This window comes from Stenotrophomonas sp. 1337 (assembly GCF_031455455.1).
Lineage (GTDB): Bacteria > Pseudomonadota > Gammaproteobacteria > Xanthomonadales > Xanthomonadaceae > Stenotrophomonas > Stenotrophomonas indicatrix.
In genome coordinates this window covers 1-26,748 of the sequence record NZ_JAVDSR010000013.1, presented here as the reverse complement: position 1 = coordinate 26,748, position 26,748 = coordinate 1, and the positions used below count along the sequence as shown (strand labels likewise).

Sequence of the window (26,748 nt, the reverse complement as noted above, 5' to 3'; positions counted from 1 at the left end):
TGGCACGACATGCACCCTCCGGAAATCTGCAACTTCACTCATTCCAACAGGCCGGCCAGCGTGTGAAATTCCTTATGCCAGCGCGTTCTGTGTTGGCCGGGATTGGCGTCCCGAATGAAGCTTTTCAGAGGCGGACTTGCAACGACGTTGCAGGACCGAACAATGCACCGTCCGTCGTTCTGCGGCGGGCGGTGCGAGGGGATCTTCCGGATCCGCCGGCTTCATTTCCTCTGGAAAGCTTCACCGGCACGCCAACCCGCACCGCCCGCCACCTTGCATCCCGCAGGTGGCCCAGCCCTGTGAGGTTGTTGCCATGACCACGCTCCACCCCACCTATCCGCGCCTGCATACATTGCTGGGTGATGCCCTGCCCGACCTGCAGCTGCCCAACGCCACCGCCGAAGCGCTGGAAGACGCGCTGGCCGAAGCCGATGAAGCTGCCCCCACGCCCGCCTTCTTCAAGCGGCTGCGCGACGTCACGCGCTGCCACGCCGCTGACGGCGAGCCGTGGACGGAACTGCGCATCACGCCGGCGCGGGCGCGCGATCTGGCCTGCACCACGCGCTGCCTGCTGGCGTTGTCGGCGCTGGGAGGTGTGCTGCTGGCGACGCAGGCGGCGCGTGAACTGGACGACGTGGAAGCGCAGTGCCCGCCGCTGACGGAGGAAGGGCTGTTGCACGCGGTGCAGCTGCTGGCCGATCACGCGGGCGCGTTGCTGGGGCGTTCGCCGTTGTGATGCAGCGGCGTTGGGATTGCTTGATTGGTAGCCAGGGCGTGTCGACCGAGGTCGACACCTACCAGAGCGGATCATGGCGCCGGGGGGATTCGTGCCGACCTGGGTCGACACCCACCAGAGCGGGTCATGGCGTCGGTTGGATTCGTGTCGACCAAGGTCGACACCCACCCAAGCGAAGGTCGTCACCAGTCCGCGCGCAGGCCGATGTTGCCTTCGATGATGCGACGCTTGCCGTTGTCGCTGCCACCAACCTCGCGGGTGTAGTCGGCCACGGCATACGCGCTGATCGTGCGGTTGAAGCGCCCGACCACGCCGACACCGGCCTCCACAGCACGCGAGCGCTGCGAATTGATGATCGCGTCGCTGTCGAACAGGATGCGGTCCTCGCCTGAACGGCCATGCCAGTAGTTCAACTTGAAGTACGGCTGCCAGCCGTTGTCGGCCAACTGGTAATCGCCCGCCAGGCGCAGGCCGACGCGGCCGGTCCAGGCGTTGTCGTTGTCGAAGGAAACGGTGGACACCAGATCACGCTGGTCATCCAGTGAACTGCGCTGCCAGATCACCTGCAGCTGCGGTTCCAGCCACCACGATGACTGCCCGAACTGCAGCAGTGGCTTGCCCGCTTCCAGCGACAGCGTGGTGCCATCGCCCTTGAGGTCGATGCCCAGCCCGCGCGAGGAGCGCGTGCGGCCGTCGTAGCGGCTCTGCATCGCCACCGCGTCGATGTAGCCGCCGCTGCTGTCGGTCAATGTCCAGTACAGGCCCACGTGCTTGTCGTCCAACCGGCTCTGGCCGACCAACACGTTGTCCCAGCCCACGGCCAGGCCGGTGATCCTGCCATCGGCGCGGGTACGGCCGACGAACACGCCGATCTGGTTGCGGTGGCTGTCACCGCTGGCAGCCCACACATCCAGGCCTGCCTGCACACCCATCACGTCACCATCGAAGCCGGGCCGTGCATCGCCTTTCCAGTGGATCTCGCTGCTCTGCCCGACCAGCCGTCCCCATGCCGTGCGGAAGGCGCCCTGGTTGTACAGCAGTCGCTGTTCGCCCTGGCGCTCATGGAAGGTCCCCAGGCTGGCCAGCGAGGTCTCGCGCAGCAGCGGTGGCACCACGGCGTAGGCCGCGGTCTCCAGGCGATACAGCGGCACCAGGCCGTTCTCGTTCGGCGCGGCGGGCCTTGCCCCCGCACTGGGCGGCGGCGAACCGGTACCGGGCAGGCTGCCACCGGCCACCGGCACGTCCGGTACGGGTGGATCACTGGGCGGCGCTACGGGCGCAGGTTCCGGCGGCGGTGGCGGCGGTGCGGTCTCGCCTGCGGTCAGGTCCGGATCGGTGGCACCCTCTGGCGGCGGCGGGGGTGCCGGGGGAATCGGCGGTGGTGGCGCCACCGGGGGCGTCGGCGGTGGCGGTGGCAGTACTTCGCCGCCGCCGTTCGGCGCGGGCGTCGGCCCGGCCGCCAATGTCGAACGCAGGTACCAGTTCTCGCCGGTGCCGGCGCTGACGCCGCCCTTGAACAGGAAATACTCGTAGGCACCGGCCGAGACCGGTGCGAACAACGAGAACGCGCCTGGCGCGGTGGTTGCGCCGTTCAGCGCCTGCACCACCAGGATACCGTCGACCAGCGTGGCCGCTCCTCCGCCACCGGTGTTGATGATGCCAAGGCCGGTGCTGCCGGTGGCGGTGCCGCCATCAAAGACCAGGCGGTCGCTGGCTGAGTCGTCCGCACCCAGCACGGTCTGCAGGTACACGCCACCGCCGTCGCCGCGATAGTTGCCACGGATGGTGAAGGCATCGCCGGCGCCGCTGTTGTTGGTCAGATCAATGCGTCCGGCGTTGACCATGTTCACCAGCGCAGCTGTCGCGAACGGACGGATCGCATGGTTGCCGCCACCGCCGAACAGCGTGCTGGTCTCGTCCACGTTCAAGCTGCCGGTGCCGGTGGCACTGTCGCCCAGCACCAGGTCGCCATCGAAGGTGAGCTCGGTGCTGCTGGCCAGGCTGATCGCTTCCCAGTTCTGGAAGCGTCCGACGCCAGCGGTCTTGACGTTGTTGAAGCTGAGGCGATCGCTGCCGGTGCCACCATCGAACAGCGGTACAGCGCCGAGGTTGGCCTGGTTGAGATTGCCCAGGGTCGCGACGTCATCGTCGGGGCCCATGTCGATGGCGCCGTAGACAATGCCGCCGCCATTCCAGTTGAAGGTGTCGTTGCCGGTGCTCAGCAGCACCTGGCCACGCACCGTGCCACCGGTGATGGTGACGCTGTCGGCGCCGCCACTGACGCTGATGTTGCCGCCGATGTAGGCGTCGTTGGAGATGATGATGGTGTCGGTGTCGAAGCCGGTGACCACGTTGCCGTCGACGGTGCCGCCGGACATGTCCCACAGGTTCTTGTCCAGTTTCATGTTGACGCGGCCGATGCGGCCGCCGGTCATCCACGCCTGGTCGCCATCTTCGAACGCGCCAACGATGCGGCCACCGCTCATGCGGAAGGTGTCGATGTTGTCGCCCTGCTGCAGGGCGCCGATGGTGCCGCCAGTCATGACGAAATCATCGCGGCCACTGCCCTGCGTCACCAGCCCGGTGATGGTGCCGGCGTTGACGGTCAGCTGGTCATCGCCATTGCCCTGGTCGAGGCTGTCGATGGTGCCGCCGCTGAGCAGCAGCACGTCGTTGCCATCGCCCTGCTGCACGCCGCCGCTGATGCTGCCGGCCAGCATCTGCAGACGATCGTTGCCGGCACCGAACTGCACGCCGCTGCTGCCACTGATGGTGCCGCGGTTGACCAGCTCGCTGTCGCCGGCACCGCTGAACTGCAGTGCGATACCGCTGCCGGAACTGATGCTGCCGGTGTTGTCGACGCGGCTGCCGCCGCCAAGCTGTACCGCGGTACCGCTCGCCGAGCTGATGGTGCCGAGATTGGTGAGCACGTGCCCGCCCGCGCCGAGCAGGGAGACGGCGCTGCCCGCGCCGGCCTGCTGCAGCTGCGCGCCATTGCCAACATTCACGGTGATGCCCGTCGCGCCACTGGCGCTGATGGCTGCTGTCTCGGGATTGGGGGCGGTGCTGCTGCAGGTGACGGTCTGCCCGGCCACGGGAGCCGTCGCGTCGCACCCGGCCCAGGCGGCAGGGGCGGACAGGGCGAGCAGCGAGGGCATCGCCAGGATCTGCAGCAGGGAAACGGTCAAGCGGCGCTGGCGGAACCCGCGCGGGACGACATGGGACATACAGCACTCCTGGGTCGGGGATCAGGAACTGCGGATGCTCTGTACGACACTGCCGATGCAGTCTGCCCTGCCATGAATGGTTTCGATAGGTGAACTTATCGGCAGTCGGTCACGCTTTCGTTGTGAAACCGGGAAGTAGTCACGCAGCCCGCATGTCGATGAACCGATTCATTTCCCATCGCCCGGGATGGAACATCCACGCATGGCACAGCGGGCATGCCACACCTGGATAGCCATGGATCCACACCCGGATGGGCCATGCCCAGTAGATCCACGCCATGCGTGGATGGGCCTTTCTCCACGATGTTTGCCGCGCTCAGATCTTCAGATAAATGCGACGCCGGTCCAACCACCACGCCACGCCCCACCACAGCGCGACGAACGCCAACGCCTGCAGCATCGAGGCCAGCTCCAGCGCCTGTGGCATCGCTGCGGCCAACTGTTGCCAGACCCAACCCCAGGCGCCGGTGGCCAGCAGGATCACCGACATCACCGAGGCCCCCAGATAGGCGGTGATGGCATTGACGCCGAAGCGCCGGCCCAGTGCCGGCCATCCCTTGCGGTCGATCAGCAGGTGGCCCAGCCACAATGCCAGCGCGGCCAGGCCGCCGGTCCACAGCACGTAGCTGGGCGTCCACAGCTGCTTGTTGAGCGGCAGTATGGTTGCCAGCAGCAGGCCAAGCACGGCGGTGACCGCACCCAGCGCGGCCAATGCACCGGCGCGGCCACTGCGCAGCAGGCCCCCGGCCAGCAGGCCCAGCACGGTGCTGGCCAATGCGCCCAGACTGCTCAGCAATCCTTCCGGGTCATGGCCCAGGCCGGTATCGGCCTGCCATTGGTAGATCCATGGCGCGAACAAGGTGGTATCCAGGCGACTGGCCGGGTTGGTCCACGGCGCCAGGTCACCCACGCCCAGCAGCAGCGCGGCGTAGCCCACCAGCAGCGCCACCAGCGCGGCCGCCTGCACGCGCGGGCGCGCATACACCGCCAGCACGCCCACCACGGCCGCGCACAGCGCAATGCGCTGCAGCACGCCCCAGATGCGGAAATGGTGCGTGTGCAGTGCCCACCACACCAGCAGGTGCAGCAGCACACCGGCAACGGCGATGCGCAGCGCGCGTTCCAGCACGCCACGTGCAAGCGCAGGCCGTGCGGCCGGATCCAGCGCGCGCGGTGCGACGCTGAAGGCCATCGACACGCCAACAAGGAACAGGAAGAACGGGAACACCAGGTCGGTCGGCGTACAGCCGTGCCAGTCGGAATGGCGCAGCGGTGCGAACACCGCGCTCCAGTCGCCTGGGTTGTTGACCAGCAGCATCGCCGCCACGGTCATGCCGCGCAGGGCGTCGATCGAGCCCAACCGGCGTGGCGGCGCGCTGCTCATCGTCAGGCCGCCTCGTACTGGCCGGCGATCCACGTACCACGCACCTGCAGCGCGTCGTCCAGCAGCACCAGGTCGGCCTGGTAGCCCTCGGCGATGTAGCCCAGGCGATCATCGACATTGAGGAACTGCGCCGGATAGGTCGATGCCATGCGCGCGGCTTCGGCCAGCGGCTGGCGCAGCAACTGCACGGTGTTGCGCACGGCGGTGGCCATGTCCAGCGCCGAACCGGCCAGCGAACCGGCCGCGTTGCGCACCACGCCGTCGATGGCAGTGATGGTTTCGCCATACAGCACGTAGCTCGGATCGTCGGCACCGACCGGCGGCATCGCGTCGGTCACCAGCAGCAGGCGGCCACGCGGCTTGGCCGCCAGCGCCACCCGCAGGCTGGCCGGATGCACGTGCACGCCATCGACGATGATGCCGATCCAGCTGTCGCGATCTTCCAGCGCCGCGCCGACTGCGCCGGGTTCGCGGCCCTGCAGCGGCGACATCGCGTTGTACAGATGGGTGAAGCCACGCACGCCGGCATCGAGGCCGGCACGGATCTCTTCATAGGTGCCGGCCGTGTGGCCAGCGGCGACGATCACACCGCGCTCGACCAGCGCGCGGATGGTCTCCAGCGGCACGCGCTCGGGCGCCAGGGTCAGCAGGGTCACGCCGTTGTCCAGCGACGACGCCAGTTCGATTTCCTGCTCGTCCGGCACGCGGAACTTGCTGGCATCGTGCGTGCCCTTGCGCGCCGGTGCGATGTACGGGCCTTCCAGGTGGATGCCGATCACGCCGGGCACGCCCTGTGCGATCGCCTGGCGCATCGCGCCGATCGCCTCGCGCATCACGACCACGCCGTCACTGATCAGGGTCGGCAGCATCGCCGTGGTGCCGAAGCGGCGATGCGCACGGGCAATCGTACGCAGCGACTCGACGTCGGGCGTGTTGTTGAACAGCGCGCCGCCACCGCCATTGACCTGTACATCGATGAAGCCGGGCAGCAGCCAGCCACCGCCCAGATCCACCTGCTCGTCGGCCGTACCCAGCTGCGGCGCCGCGTCGGGCAGCAGCGCGCTGATGTGGCCGTCTTCGATCACCACCGCAAGATCATCGCGGAACTCATCGCCGGCAAGAATGCGGGCATTGCGCAGGACGGTTGCCATCACACCGTCTCCGTCACCTTGTTCAGATGCGGCGGCAGATCCGGGTTGAAGCCACGGCGCAGCGCCAGTGCATTGATCGCGCGATAGAAGCTCTGCACCGTCAGCAGCGGCGCGCACAGCGGATGCGGCGCGGCAGCGACCGGCAGGTTGCCGCCGGCACCGGCCAGCCACACCTTGGCGCCACGTGCGGTGAACTCTTCAGCCACGGCACGGGTACCGGCGCCGGTCTCATCGGGCTGGGCAAAGGCCAGCACCGGGAAGCCGCGATCGACCAGCGCCATCGGACCATGCTTGACCTCGGCCGAGCTGTAGGCCTCGGCATGCAGGCTGCAGGTTTCCTTGAACTTCAGCGCCGCTTCCTGCGCCGCGCCCAGGCCGAGGCCACGGCCGAGCACGAACAGGTTGTTGGCCTCCACCAGGCCATCGGTCACCGCGCTCCAGTCGCACTGCCAGGCCTCGCGCATCGCATCGGGCAGCAGGTCCAGAGCGTTGCGCAGCGCGCTGTCCTGCTTCCAGTACGCGGCCAGCTGCAGCAGCGCGGACAACGAAGCGAGGTAGCTCTTGGTCGCCGCCACGCTCTTCTCCACGCCGGCATGCAGCGGAATGACCGTGTCGGCCAGTTGTGCCAGCGGAGAATCCTCGACGTTGACCAGCGCCACCACGCGCGCGCCAGCGGCCTTGGCCGCTTCGGCATTGCGCAGCAGGTCCGGGCTCTTGCCGGACTGCGAGATGACAATGAACAACGCACCGCGCAGCTGAAGCGGTGCCGCGTAGACCGAGCCCACCGATGGCGAGGCCGAGGCAACGACCAGGCCCAGCTGGGTTTCCAGCAGGTACTTGCCGTAGGTCGCGGCATGGTCGGAGCTGCCACGTGCGCAGGTCACCACGAACGGCGGCGGCGCAGCGCGCAGGCTGGCTGCCAGCGTCTCCATCACGGCGTGGTTGCGGGCGAACTGGCGGGCAACGACCTCGGCCGCTTCGGCAGCCTCGGCGAACATCAGGGTGGCGGTGGGATCGGACAGCGACATGGCAGGCTCAGGAAGGATCGGAAGGAAGGGGACGCGCGGCGGCAGGACGCATCGGTGCGGTCGAGCCGCGCACCACCAGTTGCGGCACGAAGCCCTGGTTGTGCAGCGGCGCCGGCGCATCGTCGTAGGCATCGCTGCGCAGCTGTGCGATCAGCAGGCGCGCGGCATGGCGGGCGATGTCTTCGGTGGCCTGCTTGGCAGTGGTCAGCGGCGGCCACGACTGGCGCGAGAACGGACTGTCCTCGAAGCCGGCAATGGACAGGTCGTAGGGCACGTTCATGCCGGCCGACTTCGCTGCGGCCAGCACGCCGGCGGCGATTTCATCGTTGGAACCGAAGATGGCGGTGGGCGGTTCGCGCAGTGCCAGCAGGCGCCGCGCACCGCGGAAACCATCGTCGAAGGTGTAGTCGCCCTGCACCACCAGATGCTTGTCCACGGTCATGCCGTAGTCCTTCAGCGCGGCCTCGTAACCGGCGTAGCGTTCGCCCGAAGAACGGTGCGAGGTGCCACCCCAGAGGAAGCCGATGCGCTGGTGGCCCAGCTGGATCAGGTGCTCGGTGATTTCATAGGCGGCTTCGCGGTCGTCGACGAACACACAGGCGCCATCGGCCGGATCTTCGGTGGCGGCAATGATCCGCACCAGCTTGATGCCGCGCGCGGTGAGCGCCTGGACCAGGTCGCGACGTTCGGACATCGGTGCGGTCAGCACCAGCCCGGCCAGGCGCGAGCGCTGCACCCAGTCGGCCAGTTCATCGGCCAGCAGCGGCGAACTGGAATCGCACGGATGGATCTGCAGGCCGAAGCCGGTTTCGCGGCAGGCCGCGAGCACGCCGTTCTGCACGCCGATGATGTGGTACGGGTTGGGGTTGTCGTACACCAGCCCGATCACGAAGGTGGTGCCGCTGCGCAGGTTGCGCGCCGACGGATCGGGTTCGTAGTCGAGCTCGGCAATGGCACGCAGCACCCGCGCACGGGTGGCCTGCATCACCGAGGGCTCGTTGTTGATCACCCGCGACACCGTCTTCAGCGAGACCTTGGCCTTTTCGGCAACGTCCTTGATGGTCGCTCTGCGCATCGGCTTTTCCTGGGGTTGGCTGCCGTCCATCATCGCCGATCAGACCTTGTCCTGCGGCAGGCCGACGCGATGGCCGACCACCGAGTAGAACAGGATGTACAGATAGCAGGGCACCATCAGCAGCAGGAACACCAGCTGGAAGTCGATGTGCTGCTTGAGCACGGCAAACAGCTGCGGAATGATCGCGCCGCCGGCGATGCCCATGACCAGCAGCGCCGAACCGGTTTCGGTGAAGCGGCCCAGGCCACGGATCGCCAGCGGGAAGATCGCCGGCCACATCATCGCGTTGGCAAAGCCCAGCAGCGCCACGAAGGCGACCGACACATAGCCGTGGGTGAAGAAGGCGCCCAGGCAGAACAGCACGCCCAGTACCGCCGAGATGGTCAGGTAGCGCGACTGCGAGACCACTCGCGGGATCAACACCAGGCCGACCACGTAGCCGATGAGCATCGCAAACAGGGTGAACGCGGTGAACATCTTGGTCTGGTCCAGCGGCAGGTCGAAGCCATGACCGTAGGTACCGATGGCATCTCCGGCCATTACTTCCACGCCGACGTAGACGAACAGGCAGAGCACGCCCAGCCACAGATGCGGGAACTGGAAGATGCTGCTGCGCTCGGCCTTGCCTGGCACGCCGGCCGGAGTGGCATTGGCCTCGGAGGCCTTGATTTCGGGCAGCGGCGAGAACAATACCGCCACCGCCAGCAGCACCAGCAAACCGGCCATGGCCAGATACGGCGCGTGGATCTTGGCCGCGAACTGGTTGAGCAGCGTGGCCTTGGTGGCCGCATCGGCGGCCTGCACCTGAGCGTCGAGATCACCGATGCCATGCAGCACCAGGGTGCCGATCAATATCGGCGCAAGGATGCCAGCGATCTTGTTGCAGATGCCCATCATCGCGATGCGCCGTGCGGCGGTTTCGATCGGGCCGAGGATGGAGATGTACGGGTTGATCGCGGTCTGCAGCAGCGCAAGGCCGCTACCGATCACGAACAGGCCGCCCAGTGCACCGGGATACCAGCGCTGGGTGGCGAATTCACCGAACAACGCCGCACCACCGGCCATCACCAGCAGGCTGAGGCTCAGGCCTTTTTTCATGCCGGTGCGGCGCAGGATCCACGACGCCGGCAGGGCCAGGAAGAAGTAGGACAGGTAGAACACCATCAGCACCAGGAAGGCGCCGACCTCGCTCAGCTCGAAGGCGAGTTTGACGAAGGTGATCAACGGGCCGTTGAGCCAGGTGAAGAAGCCGATCAGGAAGAACAGCACGCCGACGATGGCGATGGACGAGGCCACGTTCGGGCGTGCGCTTGCAGCGGGGACGGCTGACATCAGGAAGGCTCCTGCGGCGACGGCCGCAGAACACGGCGTCGGAGAGTGGCTGGGAACAACGTTGTCACATTCTTTCGATGGACAGCGACCGTTTGTCAACTTCCATGCGCGGGTCACCACACCTCATGTTGCACTGCGCAAGCGCGTTGCACGGCCATCCGCTGAATGCGCTTGGCCCTTGAAGCCCCTTGCTGCAACGGTTCCGCCCGGGATGCAGTACTCACGCCATGTAAACGTTTACGGCGATCTGCATTCGTTGCGGCGCAGCAACGAAAGTGTCACGAACTCGTTGACATCGTTGTCAACGCGGTTACAGACTCCGCCCAATCGCCGGCTCCATCGTTGCCCTTCCCGGGGCCGGCCTCACCTGCAGCAGGAGCCCGCGTGACCGCCAGCCATCCCGCCCCGGCCCATGTCCTGTCCCGCGTCGCGCCCTCGTTCCTGGCTGCCGACGTTGGCGGCACCCATGTGCGTGTCGCCCGGGTCCAGGCCAGCGGCGACGATGCCCATCCGGTGCAGGTGCTCGATTACCGCAAGTACCGCAACGCCGACCACGCCGGGCTCAGCGCGATCCTCGCCGACTTCCTGGCCGAAGGCCCGCGCCCGTCGCATTGCGTGGTCGCCACCGCCGGCTATGCCCGCGAAGACGGCACGGTGATCACCGCCAACGTGCCGTGGCCGTTGTCGGCGCGGCAGATCGAGGCCGACGTCGGCCTGCAGCGGGTGCACATCGTCAACGACTTCGAAGCGGTGGCCTACGCGGCCGCGCAGGTCGATGCCAGCGGCGTGCTGCACCTGTGCGGCCCGGAAACGGCGCCGCGCGGCCCGACCCTGGTGGTCGGCCCCGGCACGGGCCTGGGCGCAGCGCTGTGGATTCCCACCGCCAACGGCCCGGTGGTGCTGGCCACCGAGGCCGGGCAGCCGACCCTGGCCGCCAGCACCGAACTGGAAATGGCGATCGTCCGCCACATGCAGCGCGACCGCGCGCACGTGTCGATCGAACATGCCCTTTCCGGTCCCGGCCTGATGAACCTGTACCGCGCGATCTGCGCGCTGCAGGGGCAGGCACCGGCGCTGGCCAGCCCCGATGCGGTCACCGCTGCGGCGATGACCGGCACCGATCCGCTGGCGCGTCAGGCGCTGGATGTGTTCTGCGGCCTGCTCGGCAGCACCATCGGCGACATGGCCCTGTTCTATGGCGCCCACGGCGGGGTCTACCTGGCCGGCGGGATCCTGCCGCAGATCCGCGAGTACCTGCGTACCAGCACCTTCGTCGAACGCTACCTGCAGAAGGGGCCGATGGGCGAGGCGCTGGCACGCATCCCGGTGAAGGTGGTCGAGCACGGACAGCTGGGCGTGATCGGCGCTGCCAGCTGGTACCTGCTCCACGCCGACGCCTGAACCTGCAATCGGCTTCAACGCAATCGCAGCACGCAGTACGTGGCACGCCAATGCCGGGACATCGCCGCCGCCCCGCGCACGTCATCGCAACCGCAATCCCATATCGCCGCCGGCATCCAATCGAGTGATGAGGAGAGACATCATGAATACCCGCAAGACCTTGCTTTCGGCCGCCATCGTCAGCTGCATCGCCTTCAGTGCGCACGCGCAGCAGGCCGCCCCGACCGCCACCGATCTGGACACCGTCACCGTTACCGGTATCCGCGGTTCGATGGAGAAGTCGCTGGACACCAAGCGCGAAGCCAATGCGCGCGTGGAAGTGGTCACCGCCGAAGACGTGGGCAAGCTGCCGGCGCACAACGTCGCCGATACCCTGCAGCGCCTGCCGGGCGTCAACATCAGCTCGTCCAGCGCCGATGAGGGCGGCTTCGACGAAGCCGACCGTGTCAGCCTGCGCGGCACCAGCCCCAGCCTCACCCAGACCCTGATCAACGGCCACACCGTCGGTTCGGCCGACTGGTTCGTGCTCAGCCAGGGCAACAACGTCGGCCGCAGCGTCAGCTACTCGCTGCTGCCGTCGGAACTGGTCAGCTCGGTGGAAGTGAACAAGTCCTCGCAGGCCAAGCTGCAGGACGGTGGCACCACCGGTACCGTCAACATCATCACCCGCAAGCCGCTGGAGTTCTCCAAGCAGTTCACCGCTGAAGGCTCGATCGGCATGGTGCGCTCGGACCAGGCCAAGTCGAACGACCCGCAGTACTCGGCATTGTTCAACTACAAGAACGAAGAAAACACCTTCGGCGTGATGGTGCAGGGCTTCAGCCAGAAGCGCGAACTGCGCCGTGAAGCGCAGGAAATTCCGGGTGGCTTCTTCAAGATCGGCGCCGACGACCCGGTGGCCCTGACCAATCCGGACCTGATCGGCGTCAACGTTCCCGGCCTGCTGGGTTCGACCCTGTTCGAACAGACCCGTGAGCGCAAGGGCGGCCTGGTCTCGCTGCAGTTCAAGCCGACCGACACCCTCACCCTGGGCCTGAATGGTTTCAGCTCCGAGCTGAAGGCGAACAACTACAACCGCAACTTCATGATGTTCGGCAACAGCTTCGCCAAGGTGCAGGCGCCGAACCCGGGCTATGTGGTCAAGGATGGCGTGCTGACCAACGCCACCTACGCAGGCGTGCCGGGCACCAACTACGCGGTGTACGACATGATCTACCGCGAGTCGAAGGCCAAGTCGAGCTACGTCACCTTCGATGCCGACTGGCAGATCAGCGACAGCCTGACCGCCAAGTTCCAGGCCGGCAGCACCAAGGGCACCGGTGAGACCCCGCGCCAGTACATCGCCGAGGTCACCCTGGCCGGCGGCGGTGGCGCCAGCTGGGCCACGCACGGCAGCGGCTCGCCGATCGACTGGAACGTCGGCGGCGACCTCTCGCCCAACGGCGTCACCAGCTTCGGCACCTGGGGCAACCAGCAGGTCACCGCCGAAGACAAGGAGAAGTGGGCCACGCTCGACTTCAACCAGTACTTCAACGACGGCGGCGTGCTGAGCTCGCTCGATTTCGGTGTGCGCTTTGCCGACCACAAGCGCGAAGCGCTGTCGCCGGAAGGCGCGACCCCGGGTGACATCTGGAGTGCACTGAAGAACGGCGCCACCTCCAACTACCCGAACGGTTTTGCCGGCGATATCGGCGGCACCTTCCCGCGCAACATCTGGTACTTCACCCCGGGTGCGCTGAAGGATGCGGTGACCAACAACTCCACCTGGCTGGCGGGCAACGACGGCCCGACCGGTCGCCACAACTACGGCGCCGAGTGGCAGGTGAAGGAAAAGAACTTCGCCGGCTACGTGCAGGCCAACTTCCGCGGTGACTGGTGGAGCGGCAACCTGGGCCTGCGCTACGTCAACATCAAGCAGGACATCGATACCTACAACGCCGTCAGCAATGCTGCCGATGCGGATGTCAGCAGCCTGTTCGGCATGTGGGAACGCATGGCCTTCCAGAACAAGCGCAACCGCGTGCTGCCCAGCGCCAACATCAAGTTCGACCTGGACGACAACCTCGTGCTGCGCGTGGCCGCGTCGCAGACCCAGACCCTGCCGGACTACTCGGCACTGGGCGCGTCCTCGTACGGTTCCGACCTGAACCGGACCGGCGGCGGCGGCAACCCGAACCTCAAGCCGACCCTGTCCACCAACCTGGATGCCAACCTGGAGTGGTACTTCATGCCGCGCGGCCTGTTGTCGATCGGCGCCTACCACATGGACCTGAAGGACTACATCGCCTTCGACGTCGTCTCGCGCCAGCTGTACAGCGAACTGACCAACCAGCTTGAGACCTACCAGATCTCCACCCCGATCAATGCCGACGGCAAGGTCACCGGCGTGGAAGTGGCCTATGAGCAGCCGATCGGCGAATACTTCGGCGTCAACGCCAACTACACCTACGCCAACGGCACGACCGCGCACACCTGGTCCGATGGTTCGCACAACCTGCTGGGCACCTCGAAGAACACCTACAACGTGGGCGCGTACTTCGAGAACGAGCGCTTCGGTGCACGGGTCAGCTATACCCACCGTTCCTCGTTCCTGATCAGCCTGTCGGGCACCAACCCGTACTACCAGGATGACTTCGGCACGCTGTCGGCGTCGCTGAGCTTCAAGGCCACCGACTGGCTGAGCATCAGCCTGGATGGCCTGAACCTCAACAACCCGACCTACAAGTACTACCAGACCGCGGCCATTCCGACCTCGTTCTACAGCAACGGTCGCCAGTACTACCTGAACTTCCGCTTCAAGTACTGATCCAGCGGCAGCCTCATCGCCGAGTCGTGCACGCACGCCGGGCCTGGGTCATTCCGGGCCCGGCGTTTTTCATGTATAGCGAACATCGCACCCGATCCAAGGAGTCCTTCCGATGACGAAGCCCACCCGCGCCAGGATGCGCAGCCTTCTGTTGCTGGGCAGCCTGCTGGCCGCCCTGCCTGTGCTGCCGGCACTGGCCGCCGATGCCCCGGCACTCGATACCGGCCCTGGCCCGCAGCTGCGCGCCGGCAGCCTGATGTTGATTCCCGCACCGGCCAACGTGCAGCGCGGCAACGGCGCGGGCATCACCGTGGGCGCCGCTACCGTGCTGCATGCCGATGGCGAAGCCGCACAGCGCGTGGCCGCACAGTTCGCCGACCTGCTGGCGCGCAGTGGGGGGCCGCGACTGGCCGTGGCCAACGGCAAGGCCGCCGCCAAGGGCAACAGCATCCGCTTCCAGATCGTGCCGACCTTCCGCGACAGCGGCGAGGGCTACACGCTGGAAAGCACCGCGCAGGGCGTGCTGGTGCAGGCCGGCAACGAGACCGGCCTGTTCTACGGCGCCACCACCCTGGCCCAGCTCGCCACCGGCGGCAGCAACGGCGTGCTGCCGGCCGTGCAGATCCAGGATGCGCCGCGCTTCAGCTGGCGTGGCTTCATGCTCGACTCGGCACGGCACTTCCAGAGCCTGGACGAGATCAAGCGCGTGCTCGATGCGATGGCCGCGCACAAGCTCAACACCTTCCATTGGCACCTGACCGACGACCAGGGCTGGCGCATGGAGATCAAGCGCTACCCGAAGCTGACCGAAGTCGGCAGCTGCCGCCTTCCGGCCGGTGATGGCGGCATCGATCCGGTCAGTGGCAAGGAGCATCCGTACTGCGGCTTCTACACGCAGGACCAGATCCGCGAAGTGATCGCCTACGCCGCCAAGCTGCATATCCAGGTCATTCCGGAGATCGATGTACCCGGCCACGCCACCGCTGCCATCGCCGCCTATCCGGAACTGGGTACGATCGACACGCCGTTGAAGCCGTTGAGCGAATGGGGCGTGTTCCCGAACCTGTTCAACGTCGAGGACGGCACCGTTACCTTCCTGGAAAACGTGCTGGAAGAAGTGATCCAGCTGTTCCCGGCCAGGTATGTGCATGTGGGTGGCGACGAGGCGGTGAAGGACCAGTGGGAGGCGTCAAAACAGGTGCAGCAGCGCATGCGCGCGCTGGGCATCAAGGATGAGATGGCCATGCAGAGCCACATCATCAAGCGCCTGGAAACCTTCCTGGAACAACACGACCGCCGCCTGATCGGCTGGGACGAAATCCTTGAGGGCGGCCTGCCGCCGCAGGCCACGGTAATGTCCTGGCGCGGCACCGAAGGCGGCCTTGCTGCGGCCAGCGCCGGCCACGATGTGGTGATGTCGCCGGTCAGCCATCTGTACCTGGATTACCTGCAGACGTCCTCGCCGAACGAACCGCCGGGCCGGCCGACGCAGGTGAACCTGGCCAAGCTCTACAACTACGAACCGGTGCCGGCCGAACTGGCCGCCGACAAGCGCGGGCACATCCTCGGCCTGCAGGCGAACATGTTCACCGAGCACACGCGCACCTACGCGCGTCTGCAGCACAACCTGTTCCCGCGCCTGGCCGCCGTGGCCGAGACCGGCTGGAGCACGCCGGAGCATCGCGATTTCCGCGACTTCCTGGCACGCCTGCCCTCGCAGCTGCAGCGCTATCGGGCCTGGGGCCTGGCCTACGCGCAGACGCCGTTCGAAGTAGGCGTGGCCTACACCGATGACCGCGCGGCGAACACGGTGACCGTGTCGCTGGCCAATCCACTGGGCTATGAAGTGCGCTACAGCAGCGACGGCAAGCCGGTGACCGCGCAATCGCCGCTGTACCGGCAGCCACTGACGTCCACGCTGCCGGCGACGGTGCAGGCTGCCGCCTTCTACCAGGGCCAGCCGCTGGCTGCGAAGCCGACGGTGGCGTCGTACACCGCGCAGTCGCTGCTGTCGCGGCACAGCGAAGCACTGCGCAGCTGCGTCGGCGAGAAGGGCTTGGTACTGCGCCTGGAAGATGATGGTCCGCGCGAAGGTGCGCGTGCGGTGTTCACCGTCGACATCTTCCAGCCGTGCTGGCGTTGGCCGCAGGCACAGCTGGATGGCATCGGCAGCGTGGAAGTGCGTGCAGGCCGCATTCCGTACTACTTCCAGCTGGCCCACGACGAGCCGAAGCGTCGCTTCGAAAAGGCCCGGAGCGCGCACGGCGAAATGCTGATCCGTCGCGGTGACTGCACCGGCAAGGTCCTGGCGCAGGTGCCGCTGCCGGCGCAGACCGATGCCGACGGCTTCGTGACCCTGCGTGCGGCTTTGCCGAAGGGCACCTCGGGCACGGGCGATCTGTGCATCAACTTCACCGGCGACACGCGCCCGGCGATGTGGGTGCTGGATGAGGTGACGCTGGGGAAATAGCGGCGGACACGCATCGCGTGGCTCTACCGTAGAGCCAGGCCATGCCTGGCTGCCTTTGGTAGACGCCAACCTTGGTTGGCGCCGCCGAGATCCATCCACGCATGGCGTGGATCTACTGTAGAGCCAGGCCATGCCTGGCTGCCTTTGGTAGACGCCAACCTTGGTTGGCGCCGGCGAGATTCATCCACGCATGGCGTGGATCTAACGTAGAGCCAGGCCATGCCTGGCTGCCTTCGGTAGACGCCAACCTTGGTTGGCGCCGGTGAGATTCATCCACGCATGGCGTGGATCTACTGTAGCGCCAGGCCATGTCTGGCTGCCTTTGGTAGACGCCAACCTTGGTTGGCGCCGGCGAGATCCATCCACGCATGGCGTGGATCTACTGTAGAGCCAGGCCATGCCTGGCTGCCTTGGTAGACGCCAACCTTGGTTGGCGCCGGCGAGATTCATCCACGCATGGCGTGGATCTACCGCGGAGCCAGGCCATGCCTGGCTGCCTTACCCCCGCCAGCGCAGCAGCATGTCGCGCAGCGGGGTCAATGCGGTAGCCATCCCCGCCAACACGCCAACGGTGTTGGCCACCGCATCCATCGGATCGGCCATGCGGTTGCTGGTCAACGCGCCCTGCGCGAACTCGATGCCGACGCCCATCAGCACCAGGCCGGCACCCACCCACAGCAGTGGACGGCCACGCCGGAACAGCTGCACCGCGCTTCCGGCCAGGATGAAATAGGCCAGGAAATGCTCGCCCTTGTCGCTGTTTTCCGGCAGCGGGATCGGCGGCGGCGGAATCAGGCAGACCACGATCACCGTCAGCACCGCCAACACCCACAACGCGGTCCACAGTCGCGGCCGCCGCAGCGGCTTGATCACCGGCAACGCTGCACTCACAGGCGCCAGCTCAGGTCGCCCAGTTCGAAGGCCGGTTCGAAATCGACGTCGCGCTGCAGGCCAATGGCCTGGAAACGCTCGCCCATCTCCGTTGGCAGGGTCAGCTTCTTCACCTGGTCGCGCAACTGGATACGGCCCACTTCATCGGTGCGCTCCTCGGCCAGGGCCAGTACCTGGTCCAGGCCGTTGCCGAGCAGGAAACTGGCCTGGCTGCAGTACCCGGCCAATTCAAATCCGCCGTGCAGGCCGGCCTCGGCCATGGCAGTGAAATCGACCGATGCGGTGATGTCCTGCAGGCCCGGCCAACGATGGATCTCGTTGTGCACGTGGTGACGGTAGAACGCGCGCACGGTGCCGTCATCGCGTTCTTCCTGGTAGAACTCGCCACGGTTGTAGCCGTAGTCCACGAACAGCATCGCGCCGCGCCGCAGGCCACCGGCCACCGCCTGCAGCCAGTACGGCAGCTGCGGCAGCACTTCGGAACGGTAGCCGTCGGCAAAGGGCTTTTCCAGGTAGCGCTCGAGATGGCGCACCGCGCCGTTGAGCAGCAGGTCGGCCGGCTGTGCGCCACGGATGAAGTTGCCTTGCCCGTCCAGTTCGACGGTTTCCTCGTATACCTCGCCGTCCTTGATGAGGAAGCGCGGTGTCGGCAGCGCATCGATCACCTCGTTGGCGAACACCACGCCGTCCCAGTCGTCCTCGAACGGACGATCAAGCCATTCCACCCGGCTGGCCAGTTCGGGCGGCAGGTTCTGCTGCAGGCGCTCCTGCTGGCGCTGGCGCAGGTCCGCACTGGGTTCGAGGATCGCGTAACGGGCTGGCAGCGCCTCCAGCTCGGCCAGGCGCAGCAGCACCGCCTCGGCGAAGGCACCGGTGCCGCCGCCCAGTTCCAGCATCCGTGCGTGCGCATCGAGCTGGCCGAACACCGGCGCCAGTGCATTGGCCACGCTGCCGGCGAAGAGGCTGCCGAGTTCCGGTGCGGTGGTGAAATCGCCGCTGCCGCCGAATTTGCTGGCACCGGCGCTGTAGTAGCCCCAGCCCGGCGTGTACAGGCACAGCTCCATGAAGCGGGAGAACGGCATCGCCCCACCCTGTGCGAGGATCTCGGCACGCAGGGCGGCGGCCAGTTGATCGCTGTGGGCCAGGGCATCGGCTTCGGGCAGGGGGAAGGTAGGCTGCATGGCGTCTTCGAATGCGGTGACAATGGTGCACAGGATAGCCGAGCCTTGGAGGACCCTCGATGAGTGACACCGCCCCCGTGGCCCTGATCACCGGCAGCGCACGCCGGATCGGCGCGGCCATCGCCCGCCAGTTCCACGCCTGTGGCTGGTCGGTGGTGCTGCACGCCCATACCTCCAGCGCCGAACTGCAGCAGGCCGCCTTCAACCTGGACAACGAGCGCCCCGGCAGCGTGCTGGCGTTGCAGGCCGACCTGCGCGACGCCGATGCCCTGGCCGATCTGGTCGAGCAGGCGGTCACCCACTTCGGCCGCCTGGATGCGCTGGTCAACAACGCCTCCAACTTCTTCCCCACCCCGCTCGGCCAGGTCACCGCCGAGGCGATGGACGAGCTGTACGCGGTCAACGCGCGCGCGCCGCTGCTGCTGGCCCAGGCCGCCGCGCCTTACCTGCGCCGCCAGCACGGCTGCATCGTCAACCTGACCGACCTGCACGGCACCGACCCGATGCGCGACCACATCGCTTACACGATGGCGAAGGCCGCGCTGGAAATGGCCACCCGCTCGCTGGCGCTGGAACTGGCGCCGAAGGTGCGGGTGAACGCGGTGGCACCCGGTGCGATCCTGTGGCCGGAACAGGGCAAGGACGATTTCGCCCGCGAGGCGCTGCTGGCGCGCACGCCGCTGGCGCGGATCGGCACCGTCGAAGAAATCGCCGAAGCGGTGTACTGGCTGGCGGCCGAGGCCAGCTTCGTCACTGGTCACACCCTGCGCGTGGATGGTGGGCGTACGGTCAGCTGAAATGTTGCCGGCCAGCGGCCGGCACTACCGGTAGCGCCGGGCCATGCCCGGCGAGCGCAGCGGCAACAACAACCCGTCATTCCAGGTCCACGACCTCGAACGCTTCACCAAACTGCTTGTGCGCGCGCCACAGCGTGGCCAGGTCCAGGCCGCTGACCGGATCGACGAAGTCCGGGGCGATGTCAGCCAGCGGCTTCAGCACGAAGGCATGCTTCAGTTCCGGGCGCGGAATGCGCAGATGGCCGGGGCCCTCCACCACCAGGTCGCCATAGAACACCACATCGACGTCCAGGGTCCGGTCGGAGAAGCGCGGGCCGCTGCGGTCACGACCATGTGCATCTTCCAGCGCATGCAGCCAGTCATCCAGTTCCTGCAGCGGCAGGTCGGTCTCGAGGGCAACGCCGTTGTTGAGGAAGGCCGGACCGTCGAAACCGACGGCAGCGGTGCGGTAGGCGGCAGACACCTGCAGCGCGCCAAAGCGCTCGCGCAGGGCCGCCACCGCAGCGTGGAGGTAGCGGCGGGGATGGACGTTGCTGCCCAGGCTCAGGAGCACGGTGGTCATGCGGTTCCGGTGACGGCAATCAGGTGGAGCGCGGGCATGCCATCGTCACAACGGCCTGCCTACAATCCGGGACGCATATGATAGGGCACCGACATGACCTATTGCGTTGGAATCGAGGTGGACGAGGGCCTGGTCTTCGCCGCCGACACCCGCACCAATGCCGCGCTGGACGATGTCCGCGTGCACCGCAAACTGCACGTGTTCGAATATCCCGGCCAGGCCGCCTATGTGGTGATGGCCGCTGGCAACCTGGCCACGACCCAGTTGCTGGTGTCGCGGCTGAAGCGCGATGCCGAGGAGCGGCGCACGCCGAACCTGCGCGACATGGCCCATCTGTTCGAGGCTGCGGCCTACGTCGGCTCCCTGCTGGTGGACAGCCAGGTGCAGAGCCAGCACACCGAGCATGGCCACGACGGGGTGAACACCCAGGCGACGCTGATCTTCGGTGGACAGATTGCCGGTGAACAGCCTGGCCTGTACATGGTCTATCCGCTGGGCAACGCCATTGCCGCCTCGCCGGAGACACCCTATCTGCAGATCGGTGAGTCCAAGTACGGCAAGCCGATCCTGGACCGCATCCTGACCCCGTCCACGCGCCTGGAAGATGCCGCACGCACGGCGATCGTCTCGCTGGATTCGACCATCCGTTCCAACCTGTCGGTGGGCCTGCCGGTCGACTTGGCGCTGCTGCGCGCCGGCGAACTGCGGATCAGCCAGCAGCTGCGGCTGGGCGCCGATTCGCCGCTGTATGCGGACATCCACCAGAACTGGTCGCGACGGCTGGAACAGGCGGTGGAAAGCCTGCCGCGGTTCCCGTGGGAACCCCAGGACCGGTAGTGCCGGCCCATGGCCGGCAACCGCAATGATCCGACCACAGATGCCGGCCAGCGCCCGGCACTACCCCTGTTTCAGCCCAGCGCGTCGGCCACCGCGCGGAACACCTGCTGCATCTGCAGCGGCTTGCGCAGCAGGTGCACCTCGATGCCAGCGGGGAACACATCTTCCGGCATCTCGCCGGCAGCGTCTTCCAGCACCAGCGCCGGGCCGCGGTAGCCGAGCGTGGCCATTTCGCCCAGCAGCTGGCTGGCCGACAAGAGCTTGGAGCCGGCATCGGCAATCACCAGCGCCGGCATCGCCTCCTGCTGCATCCAGCGCAGCGCAGCCGGGCCATCGGAGGCCAACTGCAGCTGATAACCCTGGCTGGACAGTGCATTGCCCAGCAGCGACAGGCGGGTGGCTTCACCATCGACCACCAGGATCGACTGGCCACTGCCCAGTGCCACCAGCTGTTCGATCGGTTCGCCGCCCTCGGCGCTGGCATGCATCGGCAAGCGCAGCTCGAAGCAGGTGCCCCGCCCCAGCTGGCTGTCGACGTGGATGCTGCCACCGGCACCTTCAACGATGCGCTTGCAGGAAATCAGGCCCAGCCCGGTGCCATCGGCCTTGGTGGTGAAGAACGGGTTGAACAGGTGCGACAACGTGTCCGCATCCATGCCGGTGCCTTCATCGACCACCGCGATGCGCAGCCAGTCCTCGCCATCGCGCTGGCCACCATGGCTGGCGGTCAGGCTCAGGTTGCCACCCTGGGGCATCGCCTGGATCGCGTTGAGCGCCAGGTTCAACAACACCTGCTGCAACTCGGTGTAGTTGGCATCGACCACCAGCCCCTCATCCTCGACCACCAGGTCCAGGCGGACGCCATCGGGCACGTTGCTGCGCAACAGCAGCGCCACGGCCTGGAACAGGTCATCGATGTGGATGCGTTCGCTGGCCTTGCGCGAGCCACGCACGAACGACAGCATCGATTCGGCCATCTCATGGCCACGGCGACCGCACTCGGCGATCACGTCGGCCAGGTGGTGCAGCTGCGGATCTTCGGTACGCGCCTTCAGCAGGTCCGGCATGATCAGCAGCGGCTGCAGGATGTTGCGCAGATCGTGGCTGAGCCCGGCGGCCAGCAACGACAGGCTTTCCAGCCGTTGCGCGCGCATCAGCTCGGTTTCCACCCGCGAGCGCTCGATGGCGCTGCGTGCCTCACGCACCGCGCGCGCCACGGCCGACGGCAGGCGCGCCGGCTGGTGCTTGATGATGTAGTCGTTGGCTCCCTTCTGCAGGGCCGCCACCGCATTCTCCTCGCCCATGGTGCCAGAGACGAAGATGAAAGGTACCTCCGGCAACGCATCGCGCACGATGCGCAGCGCGTCGTCGCCGGAGAAACCGGGCATGCTCAGGTCGGACAGCACGATGTCCGGCTGAAAGCGCGCCAACGCATGGCGCAGGTCGTCCGCGCTCTCGACACGCTCGAAGGTGGCCTCAAGGCCTGCATCGAGCATCTGTTCGGACATCAGCTCCGCATCCTCCGGGGAATCTTCCACCAGCAGGATGCGCAATGCGCCGAGCGCGGGACCGGTCAGGGGCATGGGCCTACTCGATCTCCGGAGCCTGGTTGATCAGTGCCCAGAACTTGCCCAAGGTCTGCACTGCGCCGAAGAACTGGTCCACGTCCACCGGCTTGACCACGTACGCGTTCACGCCCATGTCCCAGCTGCGGGCCAGGTCGCTTTCCTCGCGCGAGGAGGACAGGATCACCACCGGCAACCGCTTCAGCTCATCGTGTTCGCGGATCTGCCGCAGCACTTCCAGGCCATCCATGCGCGGCATCTTGATGTCCAGCAGCAGCACCGCCGGCAGGCCCTCTTCGCGGCTGGCGAAGGCGCCGCGGCGCAGCAGGTAATCCATCACTTCCACGCCGTCTTCGACGTGCACGATGGGATTGGCCAGGCGCGCTTCCTGCAGCGCATCGATCGCCATTTCGGCGTCGGCCGGGCTGTCTTCGGCCAGGAGGATGGTGCGCAGCGTCGTCATGCGATGGGGCCCTGTTTGTCCGTGTCGAGCACGGGGGGAAGATAGAAGTGGAAGGTGGCGCCGGCATCCGGTGCGGCTTCGGCCCAGATGCGGCCGCCATGGCGGGTCAGCACCCTGCGAACGCTGGCCAGGCCGATACCGGTGCCGGGATAGTCGCTGGCCTTGTGCAGGCGCTGGAATACACCGAACAGCTTGCCGGCGTAGGCCATGTCAAAGCCTGCACCATTGTCGCTGACCGTGAACTGATGACCGCCATCGGGCTGCTGCTGGTAGTCCACGCGGACCTTGGCCGGCTCGCGGTTGGCTGAATACTTCACCGCGTTGCCCAGCAGGTTCAGCCAGACCTGGCGCAGCATGTTTTCGTCGCCCACCACGATCGGCAGCGGCGCGATGCTCCACTCCACCTGATGGGCGTGGCCACTGCTCTCGGCTTCGCTCTGCACGTTCGCGTCGAGCATCGCGCGCGTATCGGCCACCAGCGACTGCATGTCCACGGTCTGCTGGCGCATCGCCACGCGGCCCAGGCGCGAATAGACCAGAAGGTCGTCGATCAACGTGGCCATGCGCCGCGCTGAACCGGAGATCACCCCCAGGTAGTGCTGGCTCTTCTCGTCGGCAGCCTCGCCCAGATGGCGCGACAGCTTGTCCGAGAAACCGGCGACATGGCGCAGCGGCGCGCGCAGGTCGTGCGACACCGAGTAGCTGAACGCTTCCAGTTCGCGGTTGACCTCCGAGACCTGGGCAACCTTGCCCTCCAGCTGCCGGTTCAGTTCTTCAACACGTGTCTGCACCGCACGCTGCACGGTCACATCGCTGACGGTCAGCAGCACCACTTCATCGTCGGTGTCAGGCAGCGGCATACGCCGGGCGTTGAGCAGCATGTAACGGGACATGCCGTCGACGGTGCGTTGTTCGTGTTCGAAATCCCACAGTTCGCGGCCGCGCAGCAACACATCGGCCAGACGCTGGCGCACCACCGGGTCACGCCACGCGCCCTCGCCTACGTCTTCCAGCAGCAGGCCGTCTGCGCGCTCATCCTGCAGCCCGTACAACTCGGAGAACGCGGGATTGTGCAGCTGCACGCGCAGCTCGCGATCCAGCAGCACGATCGGTTCGCGCACGGTCTGCAGCACCGACGCTGCGCGTGCCGCTGCGCGCTGCGACTGCCGCTCTGCCTGCAGGCGGCGGCCGATCTGCCGTTGCAGCAGCCACAGCACCAGGCCGAGCAGTGCCAGCTGCACCAGCAGCGAGCTCCACGACACGAAGTTGGTCTGCCGCTTCTGTCGCTCCGCCTGCGCGGTGCGCTGGGCCAGCAGCGCTTCCTCACTGGCCTGCAGCTCTTCCACCAGGCCGCGGATCGGGTAGCGCGTGCTCAGGTCCTGCACCAGCTCGCGCTGGTCGCTGTTCGGCTCGGACTTCGCCAGTTCACGCGCAACCCCCAGCCGGCCTTCCAGCATCGACTGGATGCGGCCGATGCGGATCAGCTGGTCGGGATTGTCGCGGGTCATCCGGCCCAGTTCGGCCAGACGCTCGGGGATGTCATTGGCCTTGCCCATGCGCTCGCGCAGGCCCGGCGCGTCCACGCCCTTGGACAGCGTCAACGCAGCAGATTCGATGTCGCGCACGTCGGTCTGCAGCTGCTGCAGGGCCACGGTCACCTGCTGGGTATGGGTCACCCAGCCCATGGCCAGTTCGTTGTCCTGCTGCAGTTTGCGCAGGGTCAACCACGGGACCACGATGATGGCTGCCGCTGCCAGTGCCAAAGCAGGCAGTCGCCAGCGATCCCAGATGTCATCACTGAAAACCAGCGCCATAGTTCCTCGTCAGCTCAGCCGGGGAGTGCGATCCGGGCAGGACCGGCCACGGCGGAACCGGCAATATAGCGCAGCCGGTCACATCTCTGGGGCAATGGGTCATTCGCCGGGGCGCCCACCAGCACGTATCGAGCAGGCGCCACAGCACAAAACAGGGGCGCCCCCGTGGGAGCGCCCCTGCCGATAACCTGCGGCGTCGATCAACGCTTGGCGGCACTGACCTTCAGTGCGGCGGCATCAACGCGGGTCACGCCCTTGATGCCCTTGGCGGTGGCGATGGCCTTGTCATGCTCGGCCTTGGTGGCAACGGTGCCACTCAGGCTGACCACGCCATTGACCGTCTCCACCTTTACTTCGGTACCCGGCACATTGCTGCTGGCGAGCAGATCGGCCTTGACCTTGGTGGTGATCCAGCTGTCGGTGACCGGCTCGTTGGAATCATGGCGGTCTGCATGGGTCATCGCCGAATGATCGGTTTTCGGCGGGCTCTTCGCTGCGGCGTCCTGGGCGAATGCGGCCGAGGAGGACAGCGCCAGGCCCAGGGTGAGGGCGGAAGCCAACAGCGTACGGGTCGTGGTGCTCATCGTTTGGTTCTCCTACTGGTTGGTGCGCCCAGTGTCGCCAAGTGCTTGTAGTGCAGGCGTGGCGCTGCGGTCACGCTCACGTGAATGGGCGCACCCGCAGCGGGAATGGTTCAGCTTCCGGGCGCGTAGTCATCTCGTTTACCCTGAGGTTCCTGTCCTGCACTTCACGATCTGCGCGGAGTCCTCCCATGCGCCCTGAGCTGCAACTGGCCCTGATCGGCTACGGCCTTGCCGGCCGCGTCTTCCACGCCCCGCTGATCCAGCACACGCCGGGGCTGGCCCTGCACAGCGTGGTCAGTTCGCAGCGCGATACGCTGCTGCGCACCTTCAGCGACGTCCACGTACGCGCTACCGCACAGGAGGTCTTCGATGACCCGGCAGTAGATGCGGTGGTCATCGCCACGCCGAACGAACAGCACGCGCCATTGGCCATCGCCGCGCTCGCCGCCGGCAAGCATGTGCTGGTGGACAAACCGTTCGCCGTGAGCGTGCGCGAAGCCGAACAGGTGCTGGCCGCAGCGCGCGATGCTGGACGCATCGCCACCGTGTTCCAGAACCGGCGGTTCGATGCGGACTTCCTGACCCTGCAGGCGCTGCTGGCCGACGGCACGCTCGGTGACATCGCCGAATGCCACGCACATTTCGACCGCTACCGTCCGCAGGTGCGCGAACGCTGGCGCGAGCAGGACGGGCCGGGCAGCGGCCTGTGGTACGACCTGGGGCCGCACCTGCTGGACCAGATGCTGGTGCTGTTCGGCTGCCCGCAGGCGATCGATGCGGACCTTGCGGTGCAGCGCGAAGGCGGCAGCGGCGTCGACTATTTCCACGCCGTACTGCATTACCCGCGCCTTCGCGCGATCGTGCATGCCGGTTCACTGGTCGCTGCGCCTGCCCCCCGTTTTTCCGTGCATGGCACGCGGGCCAGTTGGATCAAGCAGGGCCTGGACGTGCAGGAGGGGCAGCTGCGTCGCGGCATCGCGCCAGGTGCGCCGGGATGGGGTATCGATCCGCGCCACGGCGAGCTGCTGCACTGCGATGCGGAGGACAACGTCCTGCGCAGCACCGTGGACAACCTGCCGGGCGACTACCGGCGCCTGTATGCCGACTTCGCGGCGGCGATGCAGGGTGAGGGCGAGCCGACGGTCAGCGCGCAGCAGGCGCTGCAGGTGATGCGGCTGCTGCAGGCGGGGATGGATAGCGCGCGCGAAGGGCGGCGGGTGCAGGTGGGGTGATCGGCAGGGCTGCGCCCTGCACCTGCCGAATCAACGTCAACGTCAACGTCAACGTCAAAAGCGGGCATTCCGTGGGATGGCGGGGTGGGTCCGGTTGCGGGGGACGCCGTAAACCCGTCCATGAAGTGACCCCCTAAAGTTGGACAGTTGGGGATCAGGCAGCCAGCGCGACCTGTTCCCGGTACTTTACCGGGCTCAGGCCCTTTAGTTTC

Annotated in this window: 20 protein-coding genes; 7 read left to right on the top strand and 13 right to left on the bottom strand. The window is 66.8% G+C overall.

Going from position 1 to position 26,748, the window contains the following annotated elements; all coding sequences use genetic code 11:
* Window positions 1-313: 313 nt before the first annotated feature.
* Window positions 314-736 (top strand): hypothetical protein, encoded by a 423-nt coding sequence (locus J2X70_RS16740; RefSeq protein WP_080149838.1) that lies wholly within the window; start codon window positions 314-316, stop codon window positions 734-736.
* A 182-nt stretch (window positions 737-918) separates the two neighbouring features.
* On the opposite strand, the gene J2X70_RS16735 is transcribed toward J2X70_RS16740, so the two are convergent.
* The 6 genes from J2X70_RS16735 to J2X70_RS16710 form a co-directional block, all read right to left on the bottom strand.
* The gene (locus tag J2X70_RS16735; RefSeq protein ID WP_309911299.1) at window positions 919-3,963 is read right to left on the bottom strand and encodes an autotransporter domain-containing protein; all 3,045 of its coding nucleotides are present in this window, start codon (window positions 3,961-3,963) and stop codon (window positions 919-921) included.
* Window positions 3,964-4,279: 316 nt separating this feature from the next.
* Window positions 4,280-5,347 (bottom strand): heparan-alpha-glucosaminide N-acetyltransferase domain-containing protein, encoded by a 1,068-nt coding sequence (locus J2X70_RS16730; RefSeq protein ID WP_309911297.1) that lies wholly within the window; start codon window positions 5,345-5,347, stop codon window positions 4,280-4,282.
* Window positions 5,348-5,349: 2 nt separating this feature from the next.
* Window positions 5,350-6,498: an N-acetylglucosamine-6-phosphate deacetylase gene (nagA, locus tag J2X70_RS16725; RefSeq protein ID WP_309911295.1), complete on the bottom strand. Its 1,149-nt coding sequence runs from the start codon at window positions 6,496-6,498 to the stop codon at window positions 5,350-5,352.
* Window positions 6,498-7,526 carry an SIS domain-containing protein gene (locus J2X70_RS16720; protein WP_025878683.1) on the bottom strand — a complete coding sequence of 343 codons (1,029 nt, stop codon included), beginning with the start codon at window positions 7,524-7,526 and terminating at the stop codon, window positions 6,498-6,500. The genes nagA and J2X70_RS16720 overlap by 1 nt, the downstream gene beginning before the upstream one ends.
* A 7-nt stretch (window positions 7,527-7,533) precedes the next feature.
* Window positions 7,534-8,601: a LacI family DNA-binding transcriptional regulator gene (locus J2X70_RS16715; RefSeq protein WP_025878684.1), complete on the bottom strand. Its 1,068-nt coding sequence runs from the start codon at window positions 8,599-8,601 to the stop codon at window positions 7,534-7,536.
* A gap of 39 nt (window positions 8,602-8,640) precedes the next feature.
* Window positions 8,641-9,933, bottom strand: coding sequence for a sugar MFS transporter (locus tag J2X70_RS16710; RefSeq protein WP_059065118.1), 1,293 nt, complete (start codon window positions 9,931-9,933; stop codon window positions 8,641-8,643).
* A 384-nt stretch (window positions 9,934-10,317) separates the two neighbouring features.
* On the opposite strand from J2X70_RS16710, the gene J2X70_RS16705 reads away from it, so the two are divergent.
* The 3 genes from J2X70_RS16705 (at window position 10,318) to J2X70_RS16695 (ending at window position 16,610) form a co-directional block, all read left to right on the top strand.
* Window positions 10,318-11,334 carry a glucokinase family protein gene (locus J2X70_RS16705; protein ID WP_033832013.1) on the top strand — a complete coding sequence of 339 codons (1,017 nt, stop codon included), beginning with the start codon at window positions 10,318-10,320 and terminating at the stop codon, window positions 11,332-11,334.
* Window positions 11,335-11,476: 142 nt separating this feature from the next.
* Window positions 11,477-14,140 (top strand): TonB-dependent receptor, encoded by a 2,664-nt coding sequence (locus J2X70_RS16700; protein WP_309911292.1) that lies wholly within the window; start codon window positions 11,477-11,479, stop codon window positions 14,138-14,140.
* Window positions 14,141-14,252: 112 nt separating this feature from the next.
* Entirely contained in the window at window positions 14,253-16,610 is a 2,358-nt protein-coding gene (locus tag J2X70_RS16695; protein WP_309911290.1) for a family 20 glycosylhydrolase, read from the top strand.
* 498 nt (window positions 16,611-17,108) lie between these two features.
* On the opposite strand, the gene J2X70_RS16690 is transcribed toward J2X70_RS16695, so the two are convergent.
* Window positions 17,109-17,501 (bottom strand): membrane protein, encoded by a 393-nt coding sequence (locus J2X70_RS16690; RefSeq protein WP_025878689.1) that lies wholly within the window; start codon window positions 17,499-17,501, stop codon window positions 17,109-17,111.
* Complete coding sequence (locus J2X70_RS16685; RefSeq protein WP_140227680.1) at window positions 17,498-18,682, bottom strand: SAM-dependent methyltransferase; 1,185 nt, start codon at window positions 18,680-18,682, stop codon at window positions 17,498-17,500. Before J2X70_RS16685 ends, J2X70_RS16690 begins: the two co-directional genes overlap by 4 nt.
* A gap of 59 nt (window positions 18,683-18,741) precedes the next feature.
* Here J2X70_RS16685 and J2X70_RS16680 point away from each other — a divergent pair, with 59 nt between their 5' ends.
* The gene (locus J2X70_RS16680; RefSeq protein ID WP_025878691.1) at window positions 18,742-19,479 is read left to right on the top strand and encodes a pteridine reductase; all 738 of its coding nucleotides are present in this window, start codon (window positions 18,742-18,744) and stop codon (window positions 19,477-19,479) included.
* A 76-nt stretch (window positions 19,480-19,555) separates the two neighbouring features.
* On the opposite strand, the gene folK is transcribed toward J2X70_RS16680, so the two are convergent.
* Window positions 19,556-20,041, bottom strand: coding sequence for a 2-amino-4-hydroxy-6-hydroxymethyldihydropteridine diphosphokinase (gene folK, locus J2X70_RS16675; RefSeq protein WP_025878692.1), 486 nt, complete (start codon window positions 20,039-20,041; stop codon window positions 19,556-19,558).
* A 93-nt stretch (window positions 20,042-20,134) separates the two neighbouring features.
* On the opposite strand from folK, the gene J2X70_RS16670 reads away from it, so the two are divergent.
* Window positions 20,135-20,878 (top strand): 20S proteasome subunits A/B, encoded by a 744-nt coding sequence (locus J2X70_RS16670; protein ID WP_025878693.1) that lies wholly within the window; start codon window positions 20,135-20,137, stop codon window positions 20,876-20,878.
* Window positions 20,879-20,949: 71 nt separating this feature from the next.
* On the opposite strand, the gene J2X70_RS16665 is transcribed toward J2X70_RS16670, so the two are convergent.
* From J2X70_RS16665 to J2X70_RS16650, 4 genes are all read right to left on the bottom strand, one after another.
* Entirely contained in the window at window positions 20,950-22,461 is a 1,512-nt protein-coding gene (locus tag J2X70_RS16665; RefSeq protein ID WP_032975381.1) for a hybrid sensor histidine kinase/response regulator, read from the bottom strand.
* A 4-nt stretch (window positions 22,462-22,465) separates the two neighbouring features.
* Window positions 22,466-22,906, bottom strand: a complete 441-nt coding sequence (locus J2X70_RS16660; protein ID WP_025878695.1) for a response regulator — start codon at window positions 22,904-22,906, stop codon at window positions 22,466-22,468.
* Window positions 22,903-24,720: an ATP-binding protein gene (locus J2X70_RS16655; RefSeq protein ID WP_025878696.1), complete on the bottom strand. Its 1,818-nt coding sequence runs from the start codon at window positions 24,718-24,720 to the stop codon at window positions 22,903-22,905. Before J2X70_RS16655 ends, J2X70_RS16660 begins: the two co-directional genes overlap by 4 nt.
* A 200-nt stretch (window positions 24,721-24,920) precedes the next feature.
* Window positions 24,921-25,304: a BON domain-containing protein gene (locus J2X70_RS16650; protein WP_025878697.1), complete on the bottom strand. Its 384-nt coding sequence runs from the start codon at window positions 25,302-25,304 to the stop codon at window positions 24,921-24,923.
* Between the two features lie 188 nt (window positions 25,305-25,492).
* Between J2X70_RS16650 and J2X70_RS16645 the strand changes: the two genes are divergently transcribed.
* Window positions 25,493-26,536, top strand: coding sequence for an oxidoreductase (locus J2X70_RS16645; protein ID WP_309911285.1), 1,044 nt, complete (start codon window positions 25,493-25,495; stop codon window positions 26,534-26,536).
* The last annotated feature ends 212 nt before the right edge of the window (window positions 26,537-26,748 follow it).